The sequence below is a fragment of the Goodfellowiella coeruleoviolacea genome, assembly GCF_024171785.1.
GTDB classification, from domain to species: Bacteria; Actinomycetota; Actinomycetes; order Mycobacteriales; family Pseudonocardiaceae; genus Goodfellowiella; species Goodfellowiella coeruleoviolacea.
Map to the genome: position 1 here is coordinate 275,806 of NZ_JAMTCK010000009.1, position 20,650 is coordinate 296,455.

Sequence of the window (20,650 nt, forward strand, 5' to 3'; positions counted from 1 at the left end):
GTTTCCTTCGAGAACTGGCCGGAGCTGGCGGTGGTCACCGGGTGCCGGAGGGCGGGCGCCGCGCGGCACCCGCCCTCCGGACGGGCTCACCCGTTGTACTGGCTGACGACGTCCACGACCCAGACCACGCCGAAGCGGTCCTTGAGCATGCCGTAGGCGGGCGACCAGCCGGCCGGGCCGAAGGGCTGCACGATGGTCGCCCCGGCGGTGAGCCCCTCCCAGTAGCCGGCGACCTCCTCGACGGTCTCGCCGCGCACCGAGACGAACACGGCGTTCTCGCCCTGGTCGTAGGCCAGTCGGGAGGGAACGTCGTAGGCCATGACGTGGAAGCCGTTGTCGGCGGCCACCTGGCCCCACATCACCTGGTCGGCCTCGGCCGGCTCCTGGACGTTCCCGCTGTCCCGGTAGGTGACGACGGAGAGGTCACCACCGAACACGGACTGGTAGAACTCCAGCGCCGCGCGAGCCTGGCCGCGGAAGTTCAGGTGGGTCGTGGTCTTGACGGACATGTTGGCGCTTCACCTTTCACCCTGTGTGCCGCGTGCCCTCCGGGTCGGTCCCGGTCACCGGGCACGGCGGAACAGTCGCACGGGTAGCGGTCAGGGTGTGTCCTCTTCTGTCCGGCACGATGGAACTCGTGCCGAAGACTTCAGCGCGACTGCTGTCACTGCTCTCCCTGCTGCAGGTGCAGCGGGACTGGCCGGGGGCGCTGCTGGCCGAGCGGCTGGACATCAGCCCGCGCACGGTGCGCCGCGACGTCGACCGGCTGCGCGAACTCGGCTATCCCATCGTGGCCACCAAGGGCCCCGACGGGGGGTACCGGCTGGAGGCGGGCACGCAGCTGCCCCCGCTGCTGTTCGACGACGAGCAGGCCGTGGCCCTCGCCGTCGCCCTCCAGATCGCCACCACCAGCGGTGCCGGCATCGAGGAGGCCGCGGCGCGCGCGTTGCACACCGTCCGGCAGGTCATGCCGGCCCGACTGCGCCACCGGATCGACACCCTGCGGATCACCGCGGTGCAGCGGCCGGCGATCGGGCCGAGCCGGCAGGTGGACAGCGGTGTGCTCCTGGCGCTGAGCGCCGCCGTGCACGCCCGCGAGGTGCTGCGCTTCGACTACGTGCCCGCGGTCGCGCCGGCGGCCGGCACGGCCGAGGGCCCGCCGCGTCGGGTGCAGCCGCACCACCTGGTCACCTGGGGCGGGCGCTGGTACCTGGTCGCCTGGGACCTCGACCGCGAGGACTGGCGCACCTTCCGCGCCGACCGGATCACCCCGCGCACCCCCACCGGGCCCCGCTTCACCCCGCGCGAACTGCCCGGCGGGGATGTCGCCGCCTTCGTGGCCGCCCGGTTCCAGGGCGTCGACGGCTCGGGCGGCTGGCCCTGCCGGGGGGAGGTGATCCTCGACCTGCCGGCCGCCACCGTGTCCGCCTACACGCGTGACGGGGTCGTCGAGGAACTCGGCCCGGACCGCTGCCGGCTGGTGCTGGGCGCGTGGTCGTGGCCCGGCCTGGCCGCCACCATCGGCAGGTTCGACGCCGATATCGAGGTCGTCGGGCCGGCCGAACTCAGGGCCGCGTTCGCCCGCCTGGCCCGGCGCTACGCCGCCGCGGCGGCCGACGGCCCCACCGCGCCACCGGGCTGAGCAGCGGTCCGTGCGCCGGATCAGGGCTGTTCGAACGTGACCTCGGGGTTGGCCGGGGTGGGGCCGTCCAGCAGGGGCTGCCGGGTGCCCTTGAGATGCAGGTCGAAGAAGGCGCCGACATAGCCGCGGGTGATCCGCACGGCGCGCTGCGCGGGCAGTTCGGTGGTGGCGGGCTGGCCGAGCAGGGATTCCAGGACCGGGCCGTCGGTGAAGCTGCCGTGGTCCGCGCCGGCGACGGTCAGCCAACGCTTCCAGCCGTCCAGGCTGGGCCAGTCGCGGTCCCACGTGTGGTCGCGGCCGGGCGTGTGGTCGGCCTGGGAACCCAGCAGCAGGAAGGGACGACCGCCGAGGCCGGTGCTGGGGACCGGTTCGCGGAAGGTGCCGTCCAGGTTCACCCCCGCCCGGATTCGGGTGTCCGAGGCCATCGCCGTGGCGGCGGAGGCACCACCGATGGAGTGCCCGGCCATGCCGATCCGCTCCGGGTCGATCAGCCAGGCGTACCGCCAGGCCGCGTGCTGTCCGGTGAGCTGGTCGAGCACGAACGAGACGTCCGCCGCCCGGCTCCTGGTGATGGCCGCCGGGCCGCCGGCGGGAGGTTGGTCGCAGATCACGCAGGTCAGGGTGCGCCCGTCGGGGAAGGTGGTGCCGCTGGACTCGTAGGTGTGGTCGACCAGTGCGACCACGTAGCCGTGGCTGGCCAGGTCCTCGGCGAGGCTGCTGAGGGTGGCCCTGGGCAGCGTGAGGCCGGGGGAGAGCACGACCAGGGGAAAGCGGCCGGGCAGGGGCCGGGCGTCGGTGCGGGAATGGGTGTGCAGGCCGCTGATGACCTCGGCCGGCACGGTGGCGCCCGGGGCCTTGCGCTGGAGCAGCAGCCGGGCCTCCTCGGTGGTCGAGTAGGACGCGGGCTGGCCGGTCCCGGGCCAGGCGGGGTAGTGGACGGACAGCATCAGCTGCCGCGCGCCCGCTTCGGGCACCCAGGGATCGGTGCGGTGCTCGTCGACCAGGTGGAGCACGTCGCGTCCGACCGCGTGCGCACCGGTCGGCCTCGGCAGTCCTGAGTGGACATCCGCCTGCCGGGAGGTGGCGGTGGCGGAACGCGGTGCCGGTTCGGCCGCGGCGGTGGTCGGGGAGGCCACCACGGCGAGGGAGCAGACCACGGCGACGGCGATCGCCGGCTTCAGCACTGTCCTCATCACTGTCCTTTCGGGATTCACATCGGTGGTGGGTGGACGCGATCCGGTCACACGTCGCGGCGAGTGACGACGATCAGCGTGAGCAGGGCCGCGACCAGCGGCCAGAGCGCGAACACGACCCAGGAGCCGGTGACCGTCGGCAGGGCCGGACTGTCCCGTGGGTGCGTCTGGGACAGGCAGTTGCGCCACACGTACAGGGGGAGCGTGGCGTACAGGTCGTTGGCCCACTGGTGGACGGTCGGTTTGAGGAACGACGGAACCACGACCAGCACACCGCAGACCGCGACGACGGCCGCGGCGGTGTGCCGCAGCAGCGCGCCGAGCCCCATGCCGACCAGCGCCGCCACCGGAGCGAGCAGGGCGTCCGCGGCCAGGACGCGCAGCACGCCGGGGTCGGTGAGCGAGACCCCGATCTGGCGCCCGGACAGGATCGCCTGGCTCGCGCCGAAGGACGCCGCGGTGACGACCGCGCCCAGGGTGAGCATGACCGCGGCCACGACAGCCACCTTCGCGGCCACCACGCGGTGCCGGGCCGGGACGGCGGTGAGGGTGGTGCGGATCAGGCCGGTGGCGTACTCGCCGACGACGGTCAGGGCGCCCACACTGCCCGCGCCGATCACCAGCAGGGCGGCGGTGGCCCCGGTGAGAACCTCCGACACCGGGTGGTACGCGGCCTGCTCCCTGGGGGTGTAGGTCGGCCAGTCGAGGTAGGTGTTGACGCTGCTGTACGCGGCGAACCCGATCAGCGCGAGCGCGCCCACGCCGAGCAGCCAGCGGGTCGAGCGCAGCGACCACAGTTTGATCCACTCGGCGGCGAGGAGGTCGCGGAAGCGGGCCGGTGGAGTGGTCGGCCGGGCGATCGGGGTGGCGGTGCTCACCGGCGCTCACCCGCCCGGTGGTCGGCCCGGTCGGCGGTGAGTTCCATGAACGCCTGCTCCAGTGACGCGGTACGCGTGGCGAGCCCGTGCAGCACGATGCCGTGGGTGTGGGCGAGTTCGCCGACGCGGGGTGCGCTCAGGCCGGTCACGGTGAGCGCGTCGACGCCCTCGGCCGTGACGGCGGCACCCGCCCGGGTGAGCAGCGCGGCCAGTTCGGCCGCGGCGGGGGTGCGCACCGAGACGCCTGCCCGGCTGCCGCGGGCGGCGAACTCGGCCACGCTCTCCTCGGCGATCAACTCGCCCCTGCCGATGACCACCAGGCGGTCGGCGGTGTGCTCCACCTCGCTCATCAGGTGGCTGGAGACCAGGACCGCCCGTCCCTCGGCGGCCAGGCGGCGGAACAGGTCGCGCACCCACCGCACGCCCTCCGGGTCCAGGCCGTTGACCGGTTCGTCGAACAGCAGCACGGGCGGGTCGCCGAGCAGGGCGGTGGCGATGCCGAGCCGCTGCCGCATGCCCAGGGAGAAACCGCCCAGCCGCCGGCCCGCCACCCCGGCCAGCCGCACCTCCGCCAGCACCTCGTGCACCCGGCGGCGGGGCAGTCCGTTGCCGCGCGCCAGCGCCGACAGGTGCGCGGCGGCGCTGCGGCCACCGTGCACGTCGTTGGCGTCGAGGAGCGCGCCGACGTGCCGCAGCCCGGCCCGCAGGTGGGCGAACGGGCGGCCGTTGATCGTGGCGGTCCCGCTGCTGGGCCGGTTCAGGCCGAGGATCATGCGCAGCGTGGTGCTCTTGCCCGCGCCGTTGGGGCCGAGGAACCCGGTGACACGTCCCGGCGGCACCGTGAACGTCAGGTCGTGCACGGCGAGCACGTCGCCGTAGCGTTTGGACAGTCCGCTGACTCTGATCACGCCAACCACGCTGGCGCACACCACCCGGCTCGGGCATCTGGCCGAGGACCACATTCGCCGGCGGGAGGGTGGCCGCCAGGTATAGGCCCGCAGGCTGATGTCCGATGTGGAGTCCGGGTGGCACGATCAGCGCGTGCCTGACAACCCGCGCCGGCCCGTTCCGGCGCACCGCCTGCCGCCGAGTGCGCGGACCGCACTCACCTGGTGCGCGGTCGCCGGTCTCACCCTGGTGCTCTGGGCCGCGCTGGGAGCGGGCCCGGAGCCGGCGCACGGGCAGCCACCGGGCAGCCTGCGACTGGCCGGCTGGCCGCGGCTGGTGGTGGCGGCGCTGCTCGCACTGCCGTTGCGCTGGGCCCGGAGCCGGCCGCTGCCGGTGCTGGCGGCCGTGGTGCTCGGCTTCCTGGCGGTCACCACGTCACACGCGCGAATCGAACAGGCCTGGCCGCTCGTGCTCGCCGCGGACGCCCTGGTGGCCCTGGTCGCGGCGACGCGACCCCGCCACGTCGCCGCCGTGGCCGCGACCGCCACCCTGGTCGGGCAGGAGGCGGTCTGGCAGCGCGAACTGTGGGCCAGCGGCGGTGCGCCCCGCCTGCTGGCCGTGGGCATGCTGGCCCTGACCGCGCTGATCGCGCTGCTGGTGCTGCTCGCCTGGGTCGCAGGGACGATGGTCCGGCAGCGGCGCGACCACGCGGCCGTGCTGCGCGAGCACGCCGCCACCCAGGCGGCGGCGGCCGAGCGGCTGCGCATCGCCCGTGAACTCCACGACGTGGTCGCCCACGGCATCGGCGTCATCGCCATCCAGGCCGGTGCCGCCGGCCGGGTGATCGGCTCCCGCCCGGACGCGGCGCGGGACGCGCTGGCCGCCATCGAGACGACCAGCCGGGACACCCTGAAGGGGCTGCGGCAGCTGCTCGGCGGGCTCCGCGCGACCGAGGTGGCCGAACCAGCGGGCCTGACCGGGCTGGCCGGGGTTGACCGGCTGGCCGAGACGACAACGGCCGCCGGCGTCCGCGTCGAGGTGCGCTGGCGCGGCCGGAACCGCCCACTTCCCTCCACGGTGGACCATTCCGCGTTCCGGATCATCCAGGAGGCGGTGACCAACGTGGTGCGCCACGCGGGTACCGACCACTGCCGGGTCCTGATCGACCACCGCGGCGAGGAGCTGTGCGTCGAGGTGCTCGACAGCGGCGGTGGTCGGGCGGCCGGAGCGGGGGAGAGCGGGTACGGCATCGCCGGCATGCGGGAGCGGGTCGCCCTGCTGGGCGGTCAGTTCAGCGCTGGTCCTCGGCCCGAGGGCGGCTTCCGGGTCACCGCCCGGCTGCCGCTGCTGGAGGCGGCGCGATGACGGTCCGCGTGGTGCTCGCCGACGACCAGCCACTGGTGCGCGCCGGGCTGCGCGTGGTCATCACCGACACCCCGGACATCGACGTGGTCGGAGAGGCCGGGACCGGTGCCCAGGCGGTCCAGCTGGTGCGGGACCTGCGCCCGGACGTGGTGGTGATGGACATCCGCATGCCCGGCATGGACGGCATCGAAGCCACCCGCATGATCACGGCCGAGTCGCCGGAGGCCCGCATCCTCATCCTCACCACGTTCGACGACGACGACAACGTGTACGCGGCGCTGCGCGCCGGTGCCGCCGGGTTTCTCGTCAAGGACATGGCCTTGGACGACATCCTCACCGCCGTCCGCGTGGTCGCCGCCGGGGACGCGCTCATCGCGCCGAGCGTCACCCGCCGCCTCATCGAGCAGTTCGCCCGGCGGCCCGAACCCACGCCCCGCCCGCGCAAGCTCGACGGGATCACCGAGCGGGAGCACGAGGTGCTGATCCTCGTGGCGCGGGGCATGTCCAACAGCGAGATCGCGGCACACCTGCACATCAGCCACGGCACGGCCAAGGCCCACGTGGCCAGCCTGCTCAGCAAACTCGGTGTCCGGGACCGGGTCCACCTGGTCATCACCGCCCACCAGGCGGGCCTGATGGCTTGGCCCCCGGGCTGACCCCCGGTGGATGACCGGCGGATGACCAGGTGTGGTGGCTGGCCAGGTGTGGTCGCCGGTTCCCCAGTACCGGCGACCACATCAGTCAGCGGGTTGGGCGCGGCTACCGGCGGAACGACACCGGGACGTCGCCGTTGGTGCCCCACTGCCAGTTGGCGATGGCGCCGTTGCTCCGGTTGAGGGTGTACCAGACGCCGTTGGAGGGCCGCCACACGGCGAGGTCCTGCACGCCGTCGCCGTTGTAGTCGCCGCTCACCGGGACGTCGCCGCTGGTGCCCCACTGCCAGTTGGCGATGGCGCCGTTGCTCCGGTTGAGGGTGTACCAGACACCGTTGGAGGGCCGCCACACCGCGAGGTCGGCGATGCCGTCCTCGGTGAAGTCACCGTAGACGGGCACGTCCCCAGCCGTGCCCCACTGCCAGTTCGCGATGGCGCCGGTGACACCGTCCTTTGTGTACCAGACGCCGTTGCTGGGCCGGAACACCACCAGGTCGGCGATGCCGTCGCCGGTGTAGTCGCCGCTCACCGGGATGTCGCCGTTGGTGCCCCACTGCCGGTTCGTGATCTCACCGGTCACCGGGTTCTTCACGTACCAGACGCCGTCGGACGGGCGCCACACCGCGAGGTCGGCGATGCCGTCACCGGTGTAGTCCCCGCTCAGCGGCACGTCCCCCGCGGTACCCCACTGCCAGTTGGCGATGGCGCCGTTGCTCCGGTTGAGGGTGTACCAGACGCCGTTGGAGGGTCGCCACACGGCGAGGTCCTGCACGCCGTCGCCGGTGTAGTCGCCGCTCACCGGCTTGTCACCGCTGGTGCCCCACTGCCAGTTCGCGATCGCGCCGGTGGACTGGTCGAGCGTGTACCAGACGCCGTTGGACGGGCGCCAGACCACGAGGTTGTTCGTGGCGGCGCCGGCCGTGGTGGGTGAGGAAGCGGTTTCCGCGTTCGCGGTCGCCTGCGTTGTCGCTGCGCTGATCAACCCAAGAGCGAGTGCACCGATCAGCGCCATGGATCTTCGTCCGACACGCATTGGTTGTCTCCCTTCGACAATTTGCGCGGCGTCGGGTGGAATTTCTTGCTGTGCCGCGCTCTGCCATTGTCCTGGCCCGGAGAGTTGTTGCAGGGCGCGGAATTCTCGCCGTTTCATGGAATTGTTCTGGTAGGCGTGCGTGCGCCCGCGTCGCGAGGACCCGGTGGGTGGCGGAGCACCGCGACGGGCCGGCACCGGTTGGTCAGCGCGGCCGGCTGGTGTGCCAGACGGCGCGCACGGTGTCCTCGGTGAGCACGTCGGCGGGCGCGCCCTGGGCGACCAGCCGCCCCGCGTTGAGCAGCAGGCAGTGGTCGGCGCGCAGGGCCTCGTCCAGGTCGTGGGTGGTGTGCACCACGGTGCGGCCGGCCGCGCACTCCTGGCGGAGCACCTCGGCGATGCGGCGTTGGGCTTCCAGGTCCAGCCCGGTCGATGGCTCGTCGAGCAGCAGCAGTCCGGACCGCTGGGCAAGTCCCTGCGCCACCAGGGCGCGCTGCCGCTGGCCGCCGGACAGCGCGCCGAGCTTCCGGGTGGCGAGGCCGTCGATGTCCAGGCGCGCCAGGCACTCGTCCACGATTTCCTTGTCCTGTGTGGACAGTCGGCGCCACGGGCCGAGCCGGGCCCAGCGGCCCATGGCGACCGCGTCGCGCACGGTCATCGGCAGCGTGTCCGAAACGGCGCTGTGCTGCGGGACGTAGGCCGGGGCCGGCGTGCTCGCGCGGTCGACCGCGCCGGAGACCGGCGCCAGCACGCCCGCGATGACGTTGAGCAGCGTGGTCTTGCCGGAGCCGTTCGGCCCGAGCACGACGGTCGCCCTCGCGCTGGGTACGCACGCGGTGACGCGCTGGAGGACCAGCTCGCGGGCATACCCCGCGGACACCTCGTGAAGGACAACCGCTGGCCGCACACCGTCCACTGTGACCAAACTCCCGCTGTTGACGACAATGATTTTCATTGTAGGGTGCGCTCGTGGAGTGGATGGTCGCCCCGTTCGAGGTGTCGTTCGTGCAGCGGGCCCTGTGGGCCGGGGTTCTGGTGTCGTTGGTCTGCGCCCTGGCCGGGACCTGGGTCGTGTTGCGGGGCATGGCCTTCCTCGGTGACGCCATGTCGCACGGCATGCTGCCGGGGGTGGCGCTGGCCTCGCTGCTCGGCGGAAACCCGCTGCTCGGCGCCGCGGCGAGCGCCGGCCTGATGGCCGCGGGTGTGTCCGCGCTGGGGCGGGTGCGGGGGATCTCGCGCGACACCACGATCGGACTGCTGTTCGTCGGCATGCTGTCGACCGGCGTGATCATCGTGTCGCACTCGCGGTCCTTCGCCGTCGACCTCACCGGTTTCCTCTTCGGTGACGTCCTCGCGGTGCGCGTGACCGACCTCGTGCTGCTGGCGGTCGCGCTCGCGGTGGCCGGACTGGTGTCGGTGCTGGGCCACCGGTCCTTTGTGGCGCTGGTCTTCGACGAGCGCAAGGCGCACACCCTGGGCCTGCGCCCCCGGCTGGCCAACGCGCTGCTGCTCGGGCTGCTCACCCTGGCGATCGTGGTCTCGTTCCACGTCGTCGGCACCCTGTTGGTGTTCGGGCTGCTGATCGCGCCGCCCGCCGCCGCGGTGCTGTGGGCCCGGCGAATCCCGTCGGTCATGGCCGGGGCGGCGGTGCTCGGCAGCCTCGCGACCACCGTCGGTCTGCTGGTGTCCTGGCACTGGGGCACCGCGGCCGGGGCGACGATCGCCGCGACCTCGGTCGCCCTGTTCTTCGGCTCGGTGCTGGCCGCGCACCTCCACCGCCGGGTGCGCGCGAGGCCGCGTCCGGCTGTCCCCGATGTCGAGCGAGAGGTCGAGCGAGCGCAGTGATGTCCCTGACAAGAGCGGTGGCGGCGGTGGGCGCGGCCGGTGTGGTGGCCGTGTCGGCAGCCGGGTGCGGAGTGGCCGAACCGGCGCCGCCCACGCGGGCGGACACGCCACACGGGTACGTCGAGGGAGCCGAGGAGACCGCGGAGGCGCAGTCCCGGCTGGTGGTGGCGGACCGGGAGACCGGCGCGATCCGGGTGCTGGACCTGATCACCGGGCAGGTGACCGAGGTCGGCAGGGCGAACGGCGTGCGGGGCGTGCTCGGTGACGGCCGGTTCGCGTACTTAGCCGAGGAGACCGGCACCGAGGAAACCGGTGCCGAGGAAACCGGTGCCGGGGAAGCGGGTGCGGTCCGGGTGGTGGACAGCGGCGCCTGGATGGTCGACCACACCGATCACGTGCACTACTACCGGGCGGCGATCCGCGAGGTCGGCTCGGTGACCGGCGGCCGTCCCACCGGTGTGCACAGCGATCCGGCGCTGACCGCGATCTCCTTCGACGACGGCACCGTGCACCTGCTCGACCGCGCCCAACTCGACGCGGGAACCGTGGTGCGGACCGGAACGGTCTCCGGGGCAGCACCGGAGGGCAGCGCGGTGCCGTGGCGGGAACACCTGCTGGTGCCGGCCGCGCGGGCGGACCGGTCCGCTGACGCGGTCGAGGTGCGCGACCGCCAGGGCCAGTTGCTGTCCACACTGGACCCGTCCTGCCCCCGGTCACGCGGGTCCGCGGTCACCAGGCGCGGTGTGGTCTTCGGCTGCGCCGACGGCGCGCTGTTGGTGACCGAACAGGACGGTGGGTTCCACGCGGAGAAGATTCCCTACCCGCGGCCGGTGCCCGAGTCCGAACGCGCCGTCGCGTTCGCCCACCGCCCGGGCAGCACGACGCTCGCCGCCAGGGCGGGCGACCGCGGCGTGTGGTCGCTCGACGTCACCAGCAGGAGCTGGACCCACCTGGAGACCGGCCCGGTCGTCGCGGTCACCGCGGTGGGTGCGGGTGCCCCGCTGCTCGCCCTCACCGCCGACGGCGCGCTGCACGCCTACGACACCGCCACCGGAACGCGCACCGCGCGGACCCCGCTGTTGGCCGCCCCGGTGGCCGAGTCCGCGCCGGTGCTGCCGGTGATCCAGGTCGACAGCGCCCGTGCCTACGTCAACGACGTCGCCACCGGCACCGTCCACGAGATCGACTACACCGACAACCTGCGCCAGGCACGCGTGTTCCAGGTCGGCGGCAAGGCCAGCTACCTGGTGGAGACCGGGCGGTGAGCCGGCGAACACCGCGCGGCACGCGGTGGGCCGCCGCACTGCTCGCCGCGGCCGCGGTCCTGGTCCTCGGCCTCGGCGGGTGCTCGGGCCTGGGGCGCGGCAGGGCCAGCGTCGTCGTGACCACGAACATCCTCGGCGACATCACCCGCGCCATCGTCGGCGACCAGGCCGAGGTGACGGTGCTGATGAAACCGAACGCCGACCCGCACTCGTTCGGCGTCTCCGCGCGGGAAGCGGCCCTGGTCGAGCAGGCCGGCCTGGTCGTCTACAACGGACTCGGCCTGGAGGAGGGGGTGCTGCGCAACGTCGAGGCGGCCGAGGCTGCGCACGTGCCCACCCTCGCCGTGGCCGAGCGCGTCGACCCGATCCGGCACACCGGCGACGCCTCCGAGGGCCAGCCGGACCCGCACTTCTGGACCGACCCGGTGCGGGTGCGCACGGCGGTCGACGTGATCGCCAACGAGATCACCGCCCGGGTGTCCGGTGTGGACGAAGAGGTGATCAGGCGGAACGCCGAGCGCTACCGCGCCGAGGTCGACCAGCTCCACGCGTTCATGACCGACCAGTTCGGCAGGATTCCCCAGGACCGGCGCAAGCTGGTGACCAACCACCACGTGTTCGGCTACCTGGCGCGGCGCTACGGCTTCGAGGTCATCGGCGCGGTGCTGCCCAGTGGCACGACGCTGGCCTCGCCCAGCGCGTCCGATCTCGAACAGCTCGCGGGCACCGTGCGCGCGGCAGGGGTGCCGGTGATCTTCGCCGACTCCTCCCAACCCGACCGGCTGGCGCGGGTCCTGGCCGAGCAGGCCGGACTGAGCGTGCGCGTCGTCGCGCTGTTCTCCGAGTCGTTGAGCCAGCCCGACCAGGGCGCCGGCACCTACCTGGACATGATGCGCGCCAACACGGTCGCGATCACCAGCGGGCTCGGCAGCTGAGAACTCCCGTCCAACAAGGAAAGGTGAACACACCATGGCAACCACCTCGCAGGCCGCGGCGCGGGCGAGGCGCAGCGCCGCCCTGTCCACGGCGGTCGCGGCCGCGCTCCTGCTCGGCGCGTGCGGTTCGGCCGAAGGCGGCGCCGACCGGGCCGCGCCAGGCGGCACGGCGTCGGGATCGGCGCGGCCGGGCGTCGCGCAACCCGTTGTCGCGACCTACGACGGCGGCATCTACGTGCTGGACGGCCCCACCCTGCGACTGGCCGAGGACATCCCGCTCGCCGGGTTCAACCGGCTCAACGCGGCCGGCGACGACCGGCACGTGCTGGTGTCGACCTCGACCGGGTTCCGGGTGCTCGACGCGACCACCCCCGCGCTGACCGACACGGAGTTCACCGCGGCCAAACCCGGCCACGTGGTGCGGCACGACGGCAGGACGGTGCTCTTCGCCGACGGCAGCGGCGAGGTGACCAGCTTCGACCCCAAGGCGCTGGGCAACGGGCTGCCCCGGACCGAGGTCTACCGGACCGCCGAAGCACACCACGGCGTCGCCGTCGAACTGGCCACCGGCGAACTCGTGGTGACCCTGGGCAACGAGGACTCCCGGCCCGGCATCCTGGTGCTGGACAAGGAGCGCAGGGAGATCGCCCGCAACGAGAACTGCCCCGGCGTGCACGGCGAGGCCACCGCCCAGGGCGGGGCGGTGGTCATCGGGTGCGAGACCGGCGCGCTGATCTACCAGAACGGCACCATCACCAAAGTGGACAGTCCCACCGCGTACGGGCGGATCGGCAACCAGGCGGGCTCCGACGTCTCGCCGGTCACCCTGGGCGACTACAAGCAGGACAAGGACGCCGAGCTGGAGCGGCCGCACCAGGTGTCGCTGATCAACACCACCAGCCACGCGCTCACCCTGGTGGACCTGGGCACCAGCTACAGCTTCCGCTCCCTGGGCCGCGGCCCTCGGGGTGAGGGGGTGGTGCTCGGCACCGACGGTCAGCTCCACGTCATCGACCCGGTGGCCGCGCGCGTCACCAACACCATCCCGGTCATCGACGCCTGGCAGGAACCGCTGGAGTGGCAGCAGCCCCGCCCGACGCTGTTCGTGCGCGGCGGGACCGCCTACGTCAGCGACCCGGGCAAGCGGGAACTCCACGCGGTCGACCTGGCCACCGGCACCCGAACAGCCACGGTGACCCTGCCCAAGGCGCCCAACGAGCTGACCGGCGTCCCCGCCTGACCGCTGACCGCCGTTCCGGGGCGGCCCGTCGTCGGCCCGGCCGGTGCGGGTCAGTGGTCGGCGCGGTGCGCTGGTCGGGCGTTGAGCGCGCGCAGGATGGGGTCGACGAGCTGGTCGAGGTAGTTGGGCTCGACCGGGGCCCGGCGCACCGTCAGCCGCCAGTAGAGGGGGGCGGCGACCAGGTCGAGGGCGAGTTCGAGGTCGAGGTCGGCGGGCAGTTCGCCGCGGTCGACCGCGCGGCGGAAGGCGATCGCGCCAAGCGCCCGGCGGGGTTCGCCGACGGTGGTCCGCATCGCGGCGGCCAGCGCCGGGTTGCGGGCGGCCTCGGCGGTCAGGTCGGGCACGATCGTGCCGAGGCGGGGGTGGGTCAGCCAGTCGTGCACCGCGCGCAGCAGCGCCACCAGGTCCCCGCGCAGTGATCCGGTGTCGGGGATCTCGGCCAGGGGCACGCTGAACTCCGAGAACACCGCGATCACCATGTCCTGTTTGGACGGCCAGCGGCGGTACAGCGCGCTCTTGCCGACACCCGCGCGTTTGGCCACCGCCTCCATGGACAGCCGGCCGTAGCCCTGCGCGGCCAGTTCGTCCAGCACGGCCTCGGTGATCGCCGAGGTGATCTGGGGTTGCAGGACGGCGGCGCCGGTCGGGGTGCGGCGGGTGGGCTTGGTCATATCTCCGAGTATACGTGTGGACGATACGGTCCCGTCCTGTCTATGGTGTCGACGGGACGGGACCGTACCGTCCACTTGTGTGGAGAGGAAACACCGATGAGCGCATCACCGCGCACCGCTCGCGACCTGTTCGAGGAGTCGCTGCGGCGGCTGCTGGCCAAGGACATGACCGGCTACGCCGCGCTGTGGGCCGCCGACGGGGTCTTCGAGTTCCCGTTCGCCCCGGCGAACTACCCCACCCGACTGGTCGGCCGGTCGGCCGTCGAGGACTACCTGCGCGGCTACCCCGACCTGCTGGACGTGCGCGAGATCACCGAGTGCACCGTCCACGAGACCGCCGACCCCGACGTGGTCGTCGCCGAGTTCGAGGCGGCGGGCCGGGTGGTGGCCACCGGCCGGCCGTACCGGATGCGCTACGTCGCGGTGGTCACCGCGCGCGACGGTGAGATCACCCGCTACCGCGACTACTGGAGCCCGCTGGCGGGCGCCGAACTGATGGGCGGCCTGGACGAACTCACCTCCGCCTTCGCCACAACGGGGGCGCAGGCATGAGCGGGCAGCCCACCGTGCTGGTGCTCGGCGGGACGGGCACCACCGGCAGCCGGGTCGCGGCCGGGCTCCGCGAGCAGGGGGCCGCGGTGCGGATCGGCACCAGGAAGCCGGCCGGCGACAACCCGGACCACGTCCGGTTCGACTGGGACGACCCGGACACCCACGGCCCGGCGCTGGCCGGTGCCGACCGCGTCTACCTGCTCGCCCCGGTCGGCGCGGTCGAGCCCGCGCCGGTGGTCGAGGAGTTCCTGGCCGAGGCGCTGCGGGCCGGGGTGCGCCGCGCGGTGCTGCTCAGCTCCTCGGCCGTGGCCGACGGCCCGTCCGGGCTGGGCGCGCTGCCCCCACTGGTCCGGGCGGTCCTGCCGGAGTGGGCCGTGCTGCGGCCGTCCTGGTTCATGCAGAACTTCGTGGCCGAGCACACCGTGGCCGACAGCATCCGGCAGCGCGGGGAGATCATCACCGCGACCGGGTCCGGCCGGGTCGGGTTCGTCGACGCCGCCGACATCGCCGCGGTGGCCGTGCGGGCCCTGCTGGACGCCGAACCCCACAACACCGACCACCTGATCACCGGGCCCGCCGCCCTCAGCTACGCCGACGCCGCCGCCGTGATCACCGACATCACCGGTCGGACCGTGCGGCACCGTGCGGTGAGCACCGCCGAGATGGCCGACCGGTTCGTCGCCACCGGTCTGTCACCGGCGTACGCCGCCGTGCTGGCCGGCCTCGACGAGGACATCCGGCACGGCGCGGAGGACCGCGTCACCACCACCGTGCTGGACGTCACCGGCCGGCCCGCCCGGTCGTTCCCCGAGTTCGTCGCGGCCCACCGGGACGCCTTCACCGCCTGACCGATTCGGCCCGGAACGCCCCACTCCCGTGTGACCGGGATCATCTTTTGTGTGGTCTCCACAAGTTCTGACGCTCGGGACGGTTGGTTCCGGCATTTCGCCACCAGCCAATACACGAGAATGTTCAGCGTGGGAGTGGGCGGCCAGCCCACAGGTGTCTACAACAGGAGGCTCGGTCGGTGTTCAAACGTGTCGCCATCGTCAACCGCGGAGAGGCCGCGATGCGGTTGATCCACGCAGTCCGGGAACTCTCCGCGGAGACCGGGACGCGGATCGAGACCGTCGCGTTCTACACCGATGCCGACCGCACGGCCACCTTCGTCCGGGAAGCGGACCTGAGCTACGACCTCGGTCCGGCGTCCGCCCGGCCCTACCTGGACCTGGCAGTGCTGGAGCGGGCGCTGCGCGAGAGCGGCGCGGATGCCGCGTGGGTCGGCTGGGGCTTCGTGGCGGAGGACCCGGCGTTCGCGGAGCTGTGCGAGCGGGTCGGCGTCACCTTTGTCGGACCGAGCGCGGAGGCCATGCGCAAGCTCGGCGACAAGATCGGCGCGAAGCTGATCGCCGAGGAGGTCGGCGTGCCGGTCGCGCCGTGGAGCCGGGGCGCGGTCGAGACCCTGGACGCGGCCGTGGCCGCGGCGGCGGAGATCGGCTACCCGCTGATGCTCAAGGCGACCGCGGGCGGTGGTGGCCGCGGCATCCGCGTGATCACCAGCGAGGCCGAACTCGTCGACGCCTACGAGCGCACCAGCCAGGAGGCCGCGCGGGCGTTCGGCAGCGGTGTGGTGTTCCTGGAGCGCCTGGTCACCGGTGCCCGGCACGTCGAGGTGCAGGTGATCGCGGACGGCCAGGGCACGGCGTGGGCGCTGGGGGTGCGCGACTGCTCGGTGCAGCGGCGCAACCAGAAGGTGATCGAGGAGTCCGCGTCGCCGGTGCTGACCGCGGACCAGGCCGGCGACCTCAAGGCGGCGGCCGAGCGGCTGGCGCTGGCCGTCGGCTACCGGGGCGCGGGCACCGTCGAGTTCCTGTACCACCCCGGTGAGCAGCGGTTCGCCTTCCTGGAGGTGAACACCCGGCTGCAGGTGGAGCACCCCATCACCGAGCTGACCACGGGCATGGACCTGGTCAAGGCGCAGCTGCACGTCGCGGCCGGCGGCAAGCTGGAGGGCCGGCCGCCAGCCGAGATCGGGCACGCCATCGAGGCGCGGCTGAACGCCGAGGACCCCGACCGCGACTTCGTGCCCTCCCCGGGCCGCATCGCGCGGCTGGACCTGCCCGCCGGCCCGGGCATCCGGGTGGACACCGGCGTCAGCGAGGGCGACACCATCCCCGCCGACTTCGACTCGATGATCGCCAAGATCATCGCGTTCGGCCGCGACCGCGACGAGGCGCTCGGCCGGCTGCGCCGGGCGGTGGCCCAGACCAGGGTGATCATCGAGGGCGGCGCGACCAACAAGAGCTTCGTGCTCGACCTGCTCAACCAGCCCGAGGTGATCGACGCCAGCGCGGACACCGGCTGGATCGACCGCGTTCGCGGTGAGGGCAGGCTCGTCTCGCACCGGCACTCCGCGGTCGCGCTGGCGGTCGCCGCCATCGAGGCCTACGAGGAGGAGGAGCGCCTGGCCCAGCAGCAGCTGCTGACCACGGCGTTCGGCGGACGCCCGCAGGTGCGGCACGAGAGCGGCCGGCCACTGGACTTCAAGCTGCGTGGCGTCAGCTACCGGGTGCGGGTCGCCCGGGTCGGCGCGCAGCGGTTCCGGGTCGGCGTCGAAGCGGGCGGCGAGGTGCGCACCGCCGACGTCGAACTCGACCGCTTCGACCGGCACACCGGGCAGGTCGCGGTCAACGGCGCCCGGTACCGCCTGCTCACCGGCACGCACGGGCCGGTCCACCTGGTCGAGGTGGACGGGGTGACCCACCGGGTCAGCCGCGACGAGGGCGGTGTGATCCGCTCGCCCATGCCCGCGCTGGTCGTGGCCACGCCGCTGGAGGTCGGCGCCGAGGTCGAGGCGGGCGCGCCGGTGCTGGTGCTGGAGAGCATGAAGATGGAGACGGTGCTGCGGGCACCGGTCCGGGCGCGGCTGAAGGAATGCGTCGTGTCCGTGGGCAGCCAGGTGGAGACCGGCGCTCCGCTGCTGCGGCTGGAACCGCTGGCCGACGCCACGGCCGAGGACACCGCGGCCACCGAGGCCGTCGAACTGGACCTGCCGGCGGCACCCGAGGCGGTGCCGGCGCGGGACCGCGCCGCGCGCGGCCAGGAGGACCTGCGCAGCCTGCTGCTCGGCTTCGACGTCGACCCGCACGACGAGCGCCGGGTGCTCGACGAGTACCTGGTGGCGCGCAAGGCGGCCACCGAGGACGGCCACCGGCCGCTGGCCGAGGAACTCGACCTGGTCACCGTGTTCGCCGACCTCGCCGAGCTGAGCCGCAACCGGCCGTCCGGCGAGGACGGCGCTGACGCCGGCCACGTGCACAGCGCGCGCGAGCACTTCCACACCTACCTGCAGAGCCTCGACGTGGAGCGGGCCGGGCTGCCCGAGCCGTTCCAGGCCAAGCTCGCCACGGCGCTGGCCCACTACGGCGTCACCGAGCTGGACCGTTCCCCCGAACTCGAAGCCGCGGTGTTCCGGATCTTCCTGGCCCAGCAGCGCGCGTCCGCCGACGCCGCCATCGTCACCACGCTGCTGCGCGCGTGGCTGCGCGAGCCAGTGCCGGACCAGGCGCTGCGCGAGCGCGCCGGGCTGGCGCTGGAGCGGCTGGTGGCCGCCACGCAGGTCCGCTTCCCGGTGGTCGCCGACCTCGCCCGCGGTGTGGTGTTCGCCTGGTTCGGCCAGCCGCTGCTGCGCCGCAACCGCGCCCGCGTCTACGCCGGCGTGCGCCGGCACCTGCGCCACCTGGACGCGCACCCGGACGCGCCGGACCGCGCCGAGCGGATCGCCGAGATGGTGCGCAGCACCGAGCCGCTGGTGCGGTTGCTCGGCCAGCGGCTGGTGCGCGACGACCTGGACAACACGGTCATGCTGGAGGTGCTGACCCGGCGCTACTACGGCAACAAGGGCCTCACCGGCGTGCGCACCAGCCAGGTCGGCGGCTGCACGTTCGTGGTCGCCGAGCGCGCGGGCTCGCTCCTGGTCTCCGCCGCGGTGCGGTTCGAGGCACTGGGCGGCGCGCTGGCCGGGCTGGCGGAGCTGGCCGCCGGCGAGCACGACCTCGACGCCGACATCTACCTCGCCTGGGAGAAGCAGCCGGAGGACTGGGACGGGATGGCCGCGGCGCTGCACGAGGTCATCAGCCTGCACCCGCTGCCAGCCCAGGTCCGCCGGCTCACCGCCACGGTCGCCGGCCGCAGCGGCGCGGTCATGCACCACCACTTCACGTTCCGCCCGTCGAGCACGGGCATGGCCGAGGAGCGGCTGATCCGCGGCCTGCACCCGTACATCGCGCAGCGGATGCAGCTGGAGCGGCTGAGCAAGTTCGACCTCACCCGGCTGCCGTCCTCGGACGAGGAGGTCTACCTCTTCCAGTGCGTGGCGCGGGAGAACCCGTCGGACGAGCGCCTGGTGGCGTTCGCCCAGGTGCGTGACCTGACCGAGCTGCGCGACCAGGACGGCCGGCTGGCCGCCCTGCCCACCGCCGAGGACACCATCGCCACCTGCCTCGACTCGATCCGGCGCGCGCAGTCCCGCCGGCCGTCGAAGAAGCGGTTCAACACCAACCGGATCGTGATCTACGTCTGGCCGCCCAGCGAGCTGACCCGCGCCGAGCTGGAGATGCTCGCCGGCCGCGTGCTGCCCACGACCGCGGGCGCCGGGCTGGAGGAGATCCTGCTCATCGCGCGGCAGCGGGACCGGAGCACCGGCGAGCTGAACAAGGTCGCGGTGCGCATCTCCTTCGACGCCACCGGCGGCACCGAGCTGACCGTGGGCGAGCCGTCCACCGAGCCGGTCGAGCCGCTGGACGGCTACCGGCAGAAGGTGCTGAGCGCGAGCAGCCGCAACACGGTCTACCCCTACGAGCTGACCGGCCTGCTCGGCGAGTTCGTCGAGCACGACCTCGACGCCGACCACGCGCTGGTGCCGGTGGACCGGCCCAAGGGGCGCAACACCGCGGCGATCGTCGCGGGCGTGGTCAGCACGCCGACCGCGCTGCACCCGCAGGGCATCACCCGGGTGGTGCTGCTGGGTGACCCGACCAAGTCGCTCGGCGCGCTGTCCGAGCCGGAGTGCCGCCGGGTGATCGCCGCGCTGGACCTGGCCGAGCGGATGCGGGTGCCGGTGGAGTGGTACGCGCTGTCCGCCGGTGCCCGGATCTCCATGGAGTCGGGCACGGAGAACATGGACTGGGTGGCCGCGGCGCTCAAGCGGATCGTCGAGTTCACCCAGGCCGGCGGCGAGATCAACATCGTGGTCGCGGGCATCAACGTCGGCGCGCAGCCGTACTGGAACGCCGAGGCGACGATGCTCATGCACACCAGGGGCATCCTGGTGATGACCCCGGACTCGGCCATGGTGCTCACCGGCAAGCAGTCGCTCGACTTCTCCGGTGGCGTGTCCGCCGAGGACAACTTCGGCATCGGCGGCTACGACCGGGTGATGGGCCCGAACGGGCAGGCGCAGTACTGGGCGCCGAACCTGGCCGCCGCGCGGGACGTGCTGATGGCCCACTACGAGCACACCTACGTGGCGCCGGGTGAGTCGGGGCCGCGTGCGGCGGGCACCACCGACCCGCACGACCGGGACATCTCCGACTACCCGCACTCGCTGGCCGGCAGCGACTTCAGCACCGTCGGCGAGATCTTCTCGGCGACCGCCAACCCGGACCGCAAGAAGGCGTTCGACATCCGCACGGTGATGCGTGCCGTGGCCGACCAGGACCACCCCGTGCTGGAGCGGTGGGCGGGCATGGCCGACGCGGACACCGCCGTGGTGCAGGACGCGCACCTGGGTGGCCGGCCGGTGTGCCTGCTGGGCATCGAGTCCCGGTCGGTGCCGCGCCGCGGCTTCCCGCCCACCGACGGGCCGGACACCTACACCGCGGGCACCCTGTTCCCGCAGTCGTCGAAAAAGGCGGCCCGCGCGATCAACGCGGCCAGCGGCAACCGGCCGCTGGTGGTGCTGGCCAACCTGTCCGGCTTCGACGGCTCGCCGGAGTCCATGCGCAAGCTGCAGCTGGAGTACGGCGCCGAGATCGGCCGGGCCATCGTGAACTTCGACGGCCCGATCGTGTTCTGCGTGATCTCCCGGTACCACGGCGGCGCGTTCGTGGTGTTCTCCAAGGCGCTCAACCCGAACATGACGGTGCTCGCCGTCGAGGGCTCGTTCGCCTCGGTGATCGGTGGCGCGCCCGCCGCGGCCGTGGTGTTCACCAACGAGGTGAACCGGCGCACCTCGACCGACAGCCGGGTCGCCGAGCTGGAGGCGCGCCTGGCCGAGACCGCCGGTGCGGAACGCGCCGAGCTGAGCGCCAAGCTGGCCGAGGTGCGGGCCGCGGTGCGCGCGGAGAAGCTGGCCGACGTGGCCGCCGAGTTCGACCGGGTGCACAGCGTGCACCGCGCCGTCGAGGTCGGCTCGGTGGACGCCGTGATCCGCGCCGCCGAACTGCGGCCGAAGATCATCGAGGCCATCAACAGGGCCTGAGCCAGCCGGCGG

General features: G+C 73.2%; 17 protein-coding genes. 10 read left to right on the plus strand and 7 right to left on the minus strand.

Features of this window, described 5'->3' with window-relative positions; all coding sequences use genetic code 11:
• Positions 1-86: 86 nt before the first annotated feature.
• On the minus strand, positions 87-509 hold the full coding sequence (locus LX83_RS20910) for a VOC family protein (RefSeq protein ID WP_253773961.1): 423 nt from the start codon (positions 507-509) through the stop codon (positions 87-89).
• A 128-nt stretch (positions 510-637) separates the two neighbouring features.
• On the opposite strand from LX83_RS20910, the gene LX83_RS20915 reads away from it, so the two are divergent.
• Positions 638-1,642: a helix-turn-helix transcriptional regulator gene (locus tag LX83_RS20915; RefSeq protein ID WP_253773963.1), complete on the plus strand. Its 1,005-nt coding sequence runs from the start codon at positions 638-640 to the stop codon at positions 1,640-1,642.
• Between the two features lie 20 nt (positions 1,643-1,662).
• Here the strand turns inward: LX83_RS20915 and LX83_RS20920 are convergent, their stop codons facing one another.
• From LX83_RS20920 to LX83_RS20930, 3 genes are read right to left on the minus strand one after another with little or no spacing between them, the layout of a single operon-like run.
• Entirely contained in the window at positions 1,663-2,835 is a 1,173-nt protein-coding gene (locus LX83_RS20920; RefSeq protein WP_253773965.1) for an alpha/beta hydrolase family protein, read from the minus strand.
• Positions 2,836-2,882: 47 nt separating this feature from the next.
• Positions 2,883-3,713 (minus strand): ABC transporter permease subunit, encoded by an 831-nt coding sequence (locus tag LX83_RS20925; protein ID WP_253773967.1) that lies wholly within the window; start codon positions 3,711-3,713, stop codon positions 2,883-2,885.
• On the minus strand, positions 3,710-4,621 hold the full coding sequence (locus LX83_RS20930) for an ABC transporter ATP-binding protein (RefSeq protein WP_253773969.1): 912 nt from the start codon (positions 4,619-4,621) through the stop codon (positions 3,710-3,712). The genes LX83_RS20925 and LX83_RS20930 overlap by 4 nt, the downstream gene beginning before the upstream one ends.
• Before the next feature lie 133 nt (positions 4,622-4,754).
• On the opposite strand from LX83_RS20930, the gene LX83_RS38455 reads away from it, so the two are divergent.
• Both LX83_RS38455 and LX83_RS20940 read left to right on the plus strand, forming a co-directional pair.
• Complete coding sequence (locus LX83_RS38455) at positions 4,755-5,966, plus strand: sensor histidine kinase (protein WP_253773971.1); 1,212 nt, start codon at positions 4,755-4,757, stop codon at positions 5,964-5,966.
• Entirely contained in the window at positions 5,963-6,622 is a 660-nt protein-coding gene (locus LX83_RS20940) for a response regulator (protein WP_253773973.1), read from the plus strand. The genes LX83_RS38455 and LX83_RS20940 overlap by 4 nt, the downstream gene beginning before the upstream one ends.
• 103 nt (positions 6,623-6,725) lie before the next feature.
• On the opposite strand, the gene LX83_RS20945 is transcribed toward LX83_RS20940, so the two are convergent.
• On the minus strand, positions 6,726-7,631 hold the full coding sequence (locus tag LX83_RS20945) for an FG-GAP repeat domain-containing protein (protein WP_253773975.1): 906 nt from the start codon (positions 7,629-7,631) through the stop codon (positions 6,726-6,728).
• Between the two features lie 223 nt (positions 7,632-7,854).
• Positions 7,855-8,529 carry a zinc ABC transporter ATP-binding protein AztA gene (gene aztA / locus LX83_RS20950; RefSeq protein WP_253773977.1) on the minus strand — a complete coding sequence of 225 codons (675 nt, stop codon included), beginning with the start codon at positions 8,527-8,529 and terminating at the stop codon, positions 7,855-7,857.
• Between the two features lie 89 nt (positions 8,530-8,618).
• Here aztA and aztB point away from each other — a divergent pair, with 89 nt between their 5' ends.
• Genes aztB through aztD form a run of 4 tightly spaced genes read left to right on the plus strand, consistent with a single transcriptional unit; the run spans position 8,619 to position 12,934 of the window.
• Positions 8,619-9,494, plus strand: coding sequence for a zinc ABC transporter permease AztB (gene aztB, locus LX83_RS20955; RefSeq protein WP_253773979.1), 876 nt, complete (start codon positions 8,619-8,621; stop codon positions 9,492-9,494).
• Positions 9,494-10,759, plus strand: a complete 1,266-nt coding sequence (locus LX83_RS20960) for a hypothetical protein (protein ID WP_253773981.1) — start codon at positions 9,494-9,496, stop codon at positions 10,757-10,759. Before aztB ends, LX83_RS20960 begins: the two co-directional genes overlap by 1 nt.
• The gene (aztC, locus tag LX83_RS20965; protein WP_407649631.1) at positions 10,756-11,694 is read left to right on the plus strand and encodes a zinc ABC transporter substrate-binding protein AztC; all 939 of its coding nucleotides are present in this window, start codon (positions 10,756-10,758) and stop codon (positions 11,692-11,694) included. Before LX83_RS20960 ends, aztC begins: the two co-directional genes overlap by 4 nt.
• A 34-nt stretch (positions 11,695-11,728) precedes the next feature.
• The gene (gene aztD, locus LX83_RS20970; RefSeq protein WP_253773983.1) at positions 11,729-12,934 is read left to right on the plus strand and encodes a zinc metallochaperone AztD; all 1,206 of its coding nucleotides are present in this window, start codon (positions 11,729-11,731) and stop codon (positions 12,932-12,934) included.
• Positions 12,935-12,984: 50 nt separating this feature from the next.
• On the opposite strand, the gene LX83_RS20975 is transcribed toward aztD, so the two are convergent.
• Positions 12,985-13,605: a TetR/AcrR family transcriptional regulator gene (locus tag LX83_RS20975; RefSeq protein ID WP_253773985.1), complete on the minus strand. Its 621-nt coding sequence runs from the start codon at positions 13,603-13,605 to the stop codon at positions 12,985-12,987.
• 96 nt (positions 13,606-13,701) lie between these two features.
• Between LX83_RS20975 and LX83_RS20980 the strand changes: the two genes are divergently transcribed.
• The 3 genes from LX83_RS20980 (at position 13,702) to LX83_RS20990 (ending at position 20,638) form a co-directional block, all read left to right on the plus strand.
• Positions 13,702-14,157, plus strand: a complete 456-nt coding sequence (locus LX83_RS20980; RefSeq protein WP_253773987.1) for a nuclear transport factor 2 family protein — start codon at positions 13,702-13,704, stop codon at positions 14,155-14,157.
• Positions 14,154-15,005: an NAD(P)H-binding protein gene (locus tag LX83_RS20985; RefSeq protein WP_253773989.1), complete on the plus strand. Its 852-nt coding sequence runs from the start codon at positions 14,154-14,156 to the stop codon at positions 15,003-15,005. Before LX83_RS20980 ends, LX83_RS20985 begins: the two co-directional genes overlap by 4 nt.
• A gap of 179 nt (positions 15,006-15,184) precedes the next feature.
• Complete coding sequence (locus LX83_RS20990; RefSeq protein ID WP_253773991.1) at positions 15,185-20,638, plus strand: ATP-binding protein; 5,454 nt, start codon at positions 15,185-15,187, stop codon at positions 20,636-20,638.
• Positions 20,639-20,650: the final 12 nt, after the last annotated feature.

Bases quoted from the DNA above. Each gene is read 5' to 3' on its own strand.
- LX83_RS20910 (WP_253773961.1), bottom strand. From the start codon at position 509: ATGTCCGTCAAGACCACGACCCACCTGAACTTCCGCGGCCAGGCTCGC.
- LX83_RS20920 (WP_253773965.1), bottom strand. From the start codon at position 2,835: ATGAGGACAGTGCTGAAGCCGGCGATCGCCGTCGCCGTGGTCTGCTCC.
- LX83_RS20940 (WP_253773973.1), top strand. From the start codon at position 5,963: ATGACGGTCCGCGTGGTGCTCGCCGACGACCAGCCACTGGTGCGCGCC.
- LX83_RS20945 (WP_253773975.1), bottom strand. From the start codon at position 7,631: ATGGCGCTGATCGGTGCACTCGCTCTTGGGTTGATCAGCGCAGCGACA.
- LX83_RS20960 (WP_253773981.1), top strand. From the start codon at position 9,494: ATGTCCCTGACAAGAGCGGTGGCGGCGGTGGGCGCGGCCGGTGTGGTG.
- aztD (WP_253773983.1), top strand. From the start codon at position 11,729: ATGGCAACCACCTCGCAGGCCGCGGCGCGGGCGAGGCGCAGCGCCGCC.
- LX83_RS20975 (WP_253773985.1), bottom strand. From the start codon at position 13,605: ATGACCAAGCCCACCCGCCGCACCCCGACCGGCGCCGCCGTCCTGCAA.
- LX83_RS20980 (WP_253773987.1), top strand. From the start codon at position 13,702: ATGAGCGCATCACCGCGCACCGCTCGCGACCTGTTCGAGGAGTCGCTG.
- LX83_RS20985 (WP_253773989.1), top strand. From the start codon at position 14,154: ATGAGCGGGCAGCCCACCGTGCTGGTGCTCGGCGGGACGGGCACCACC.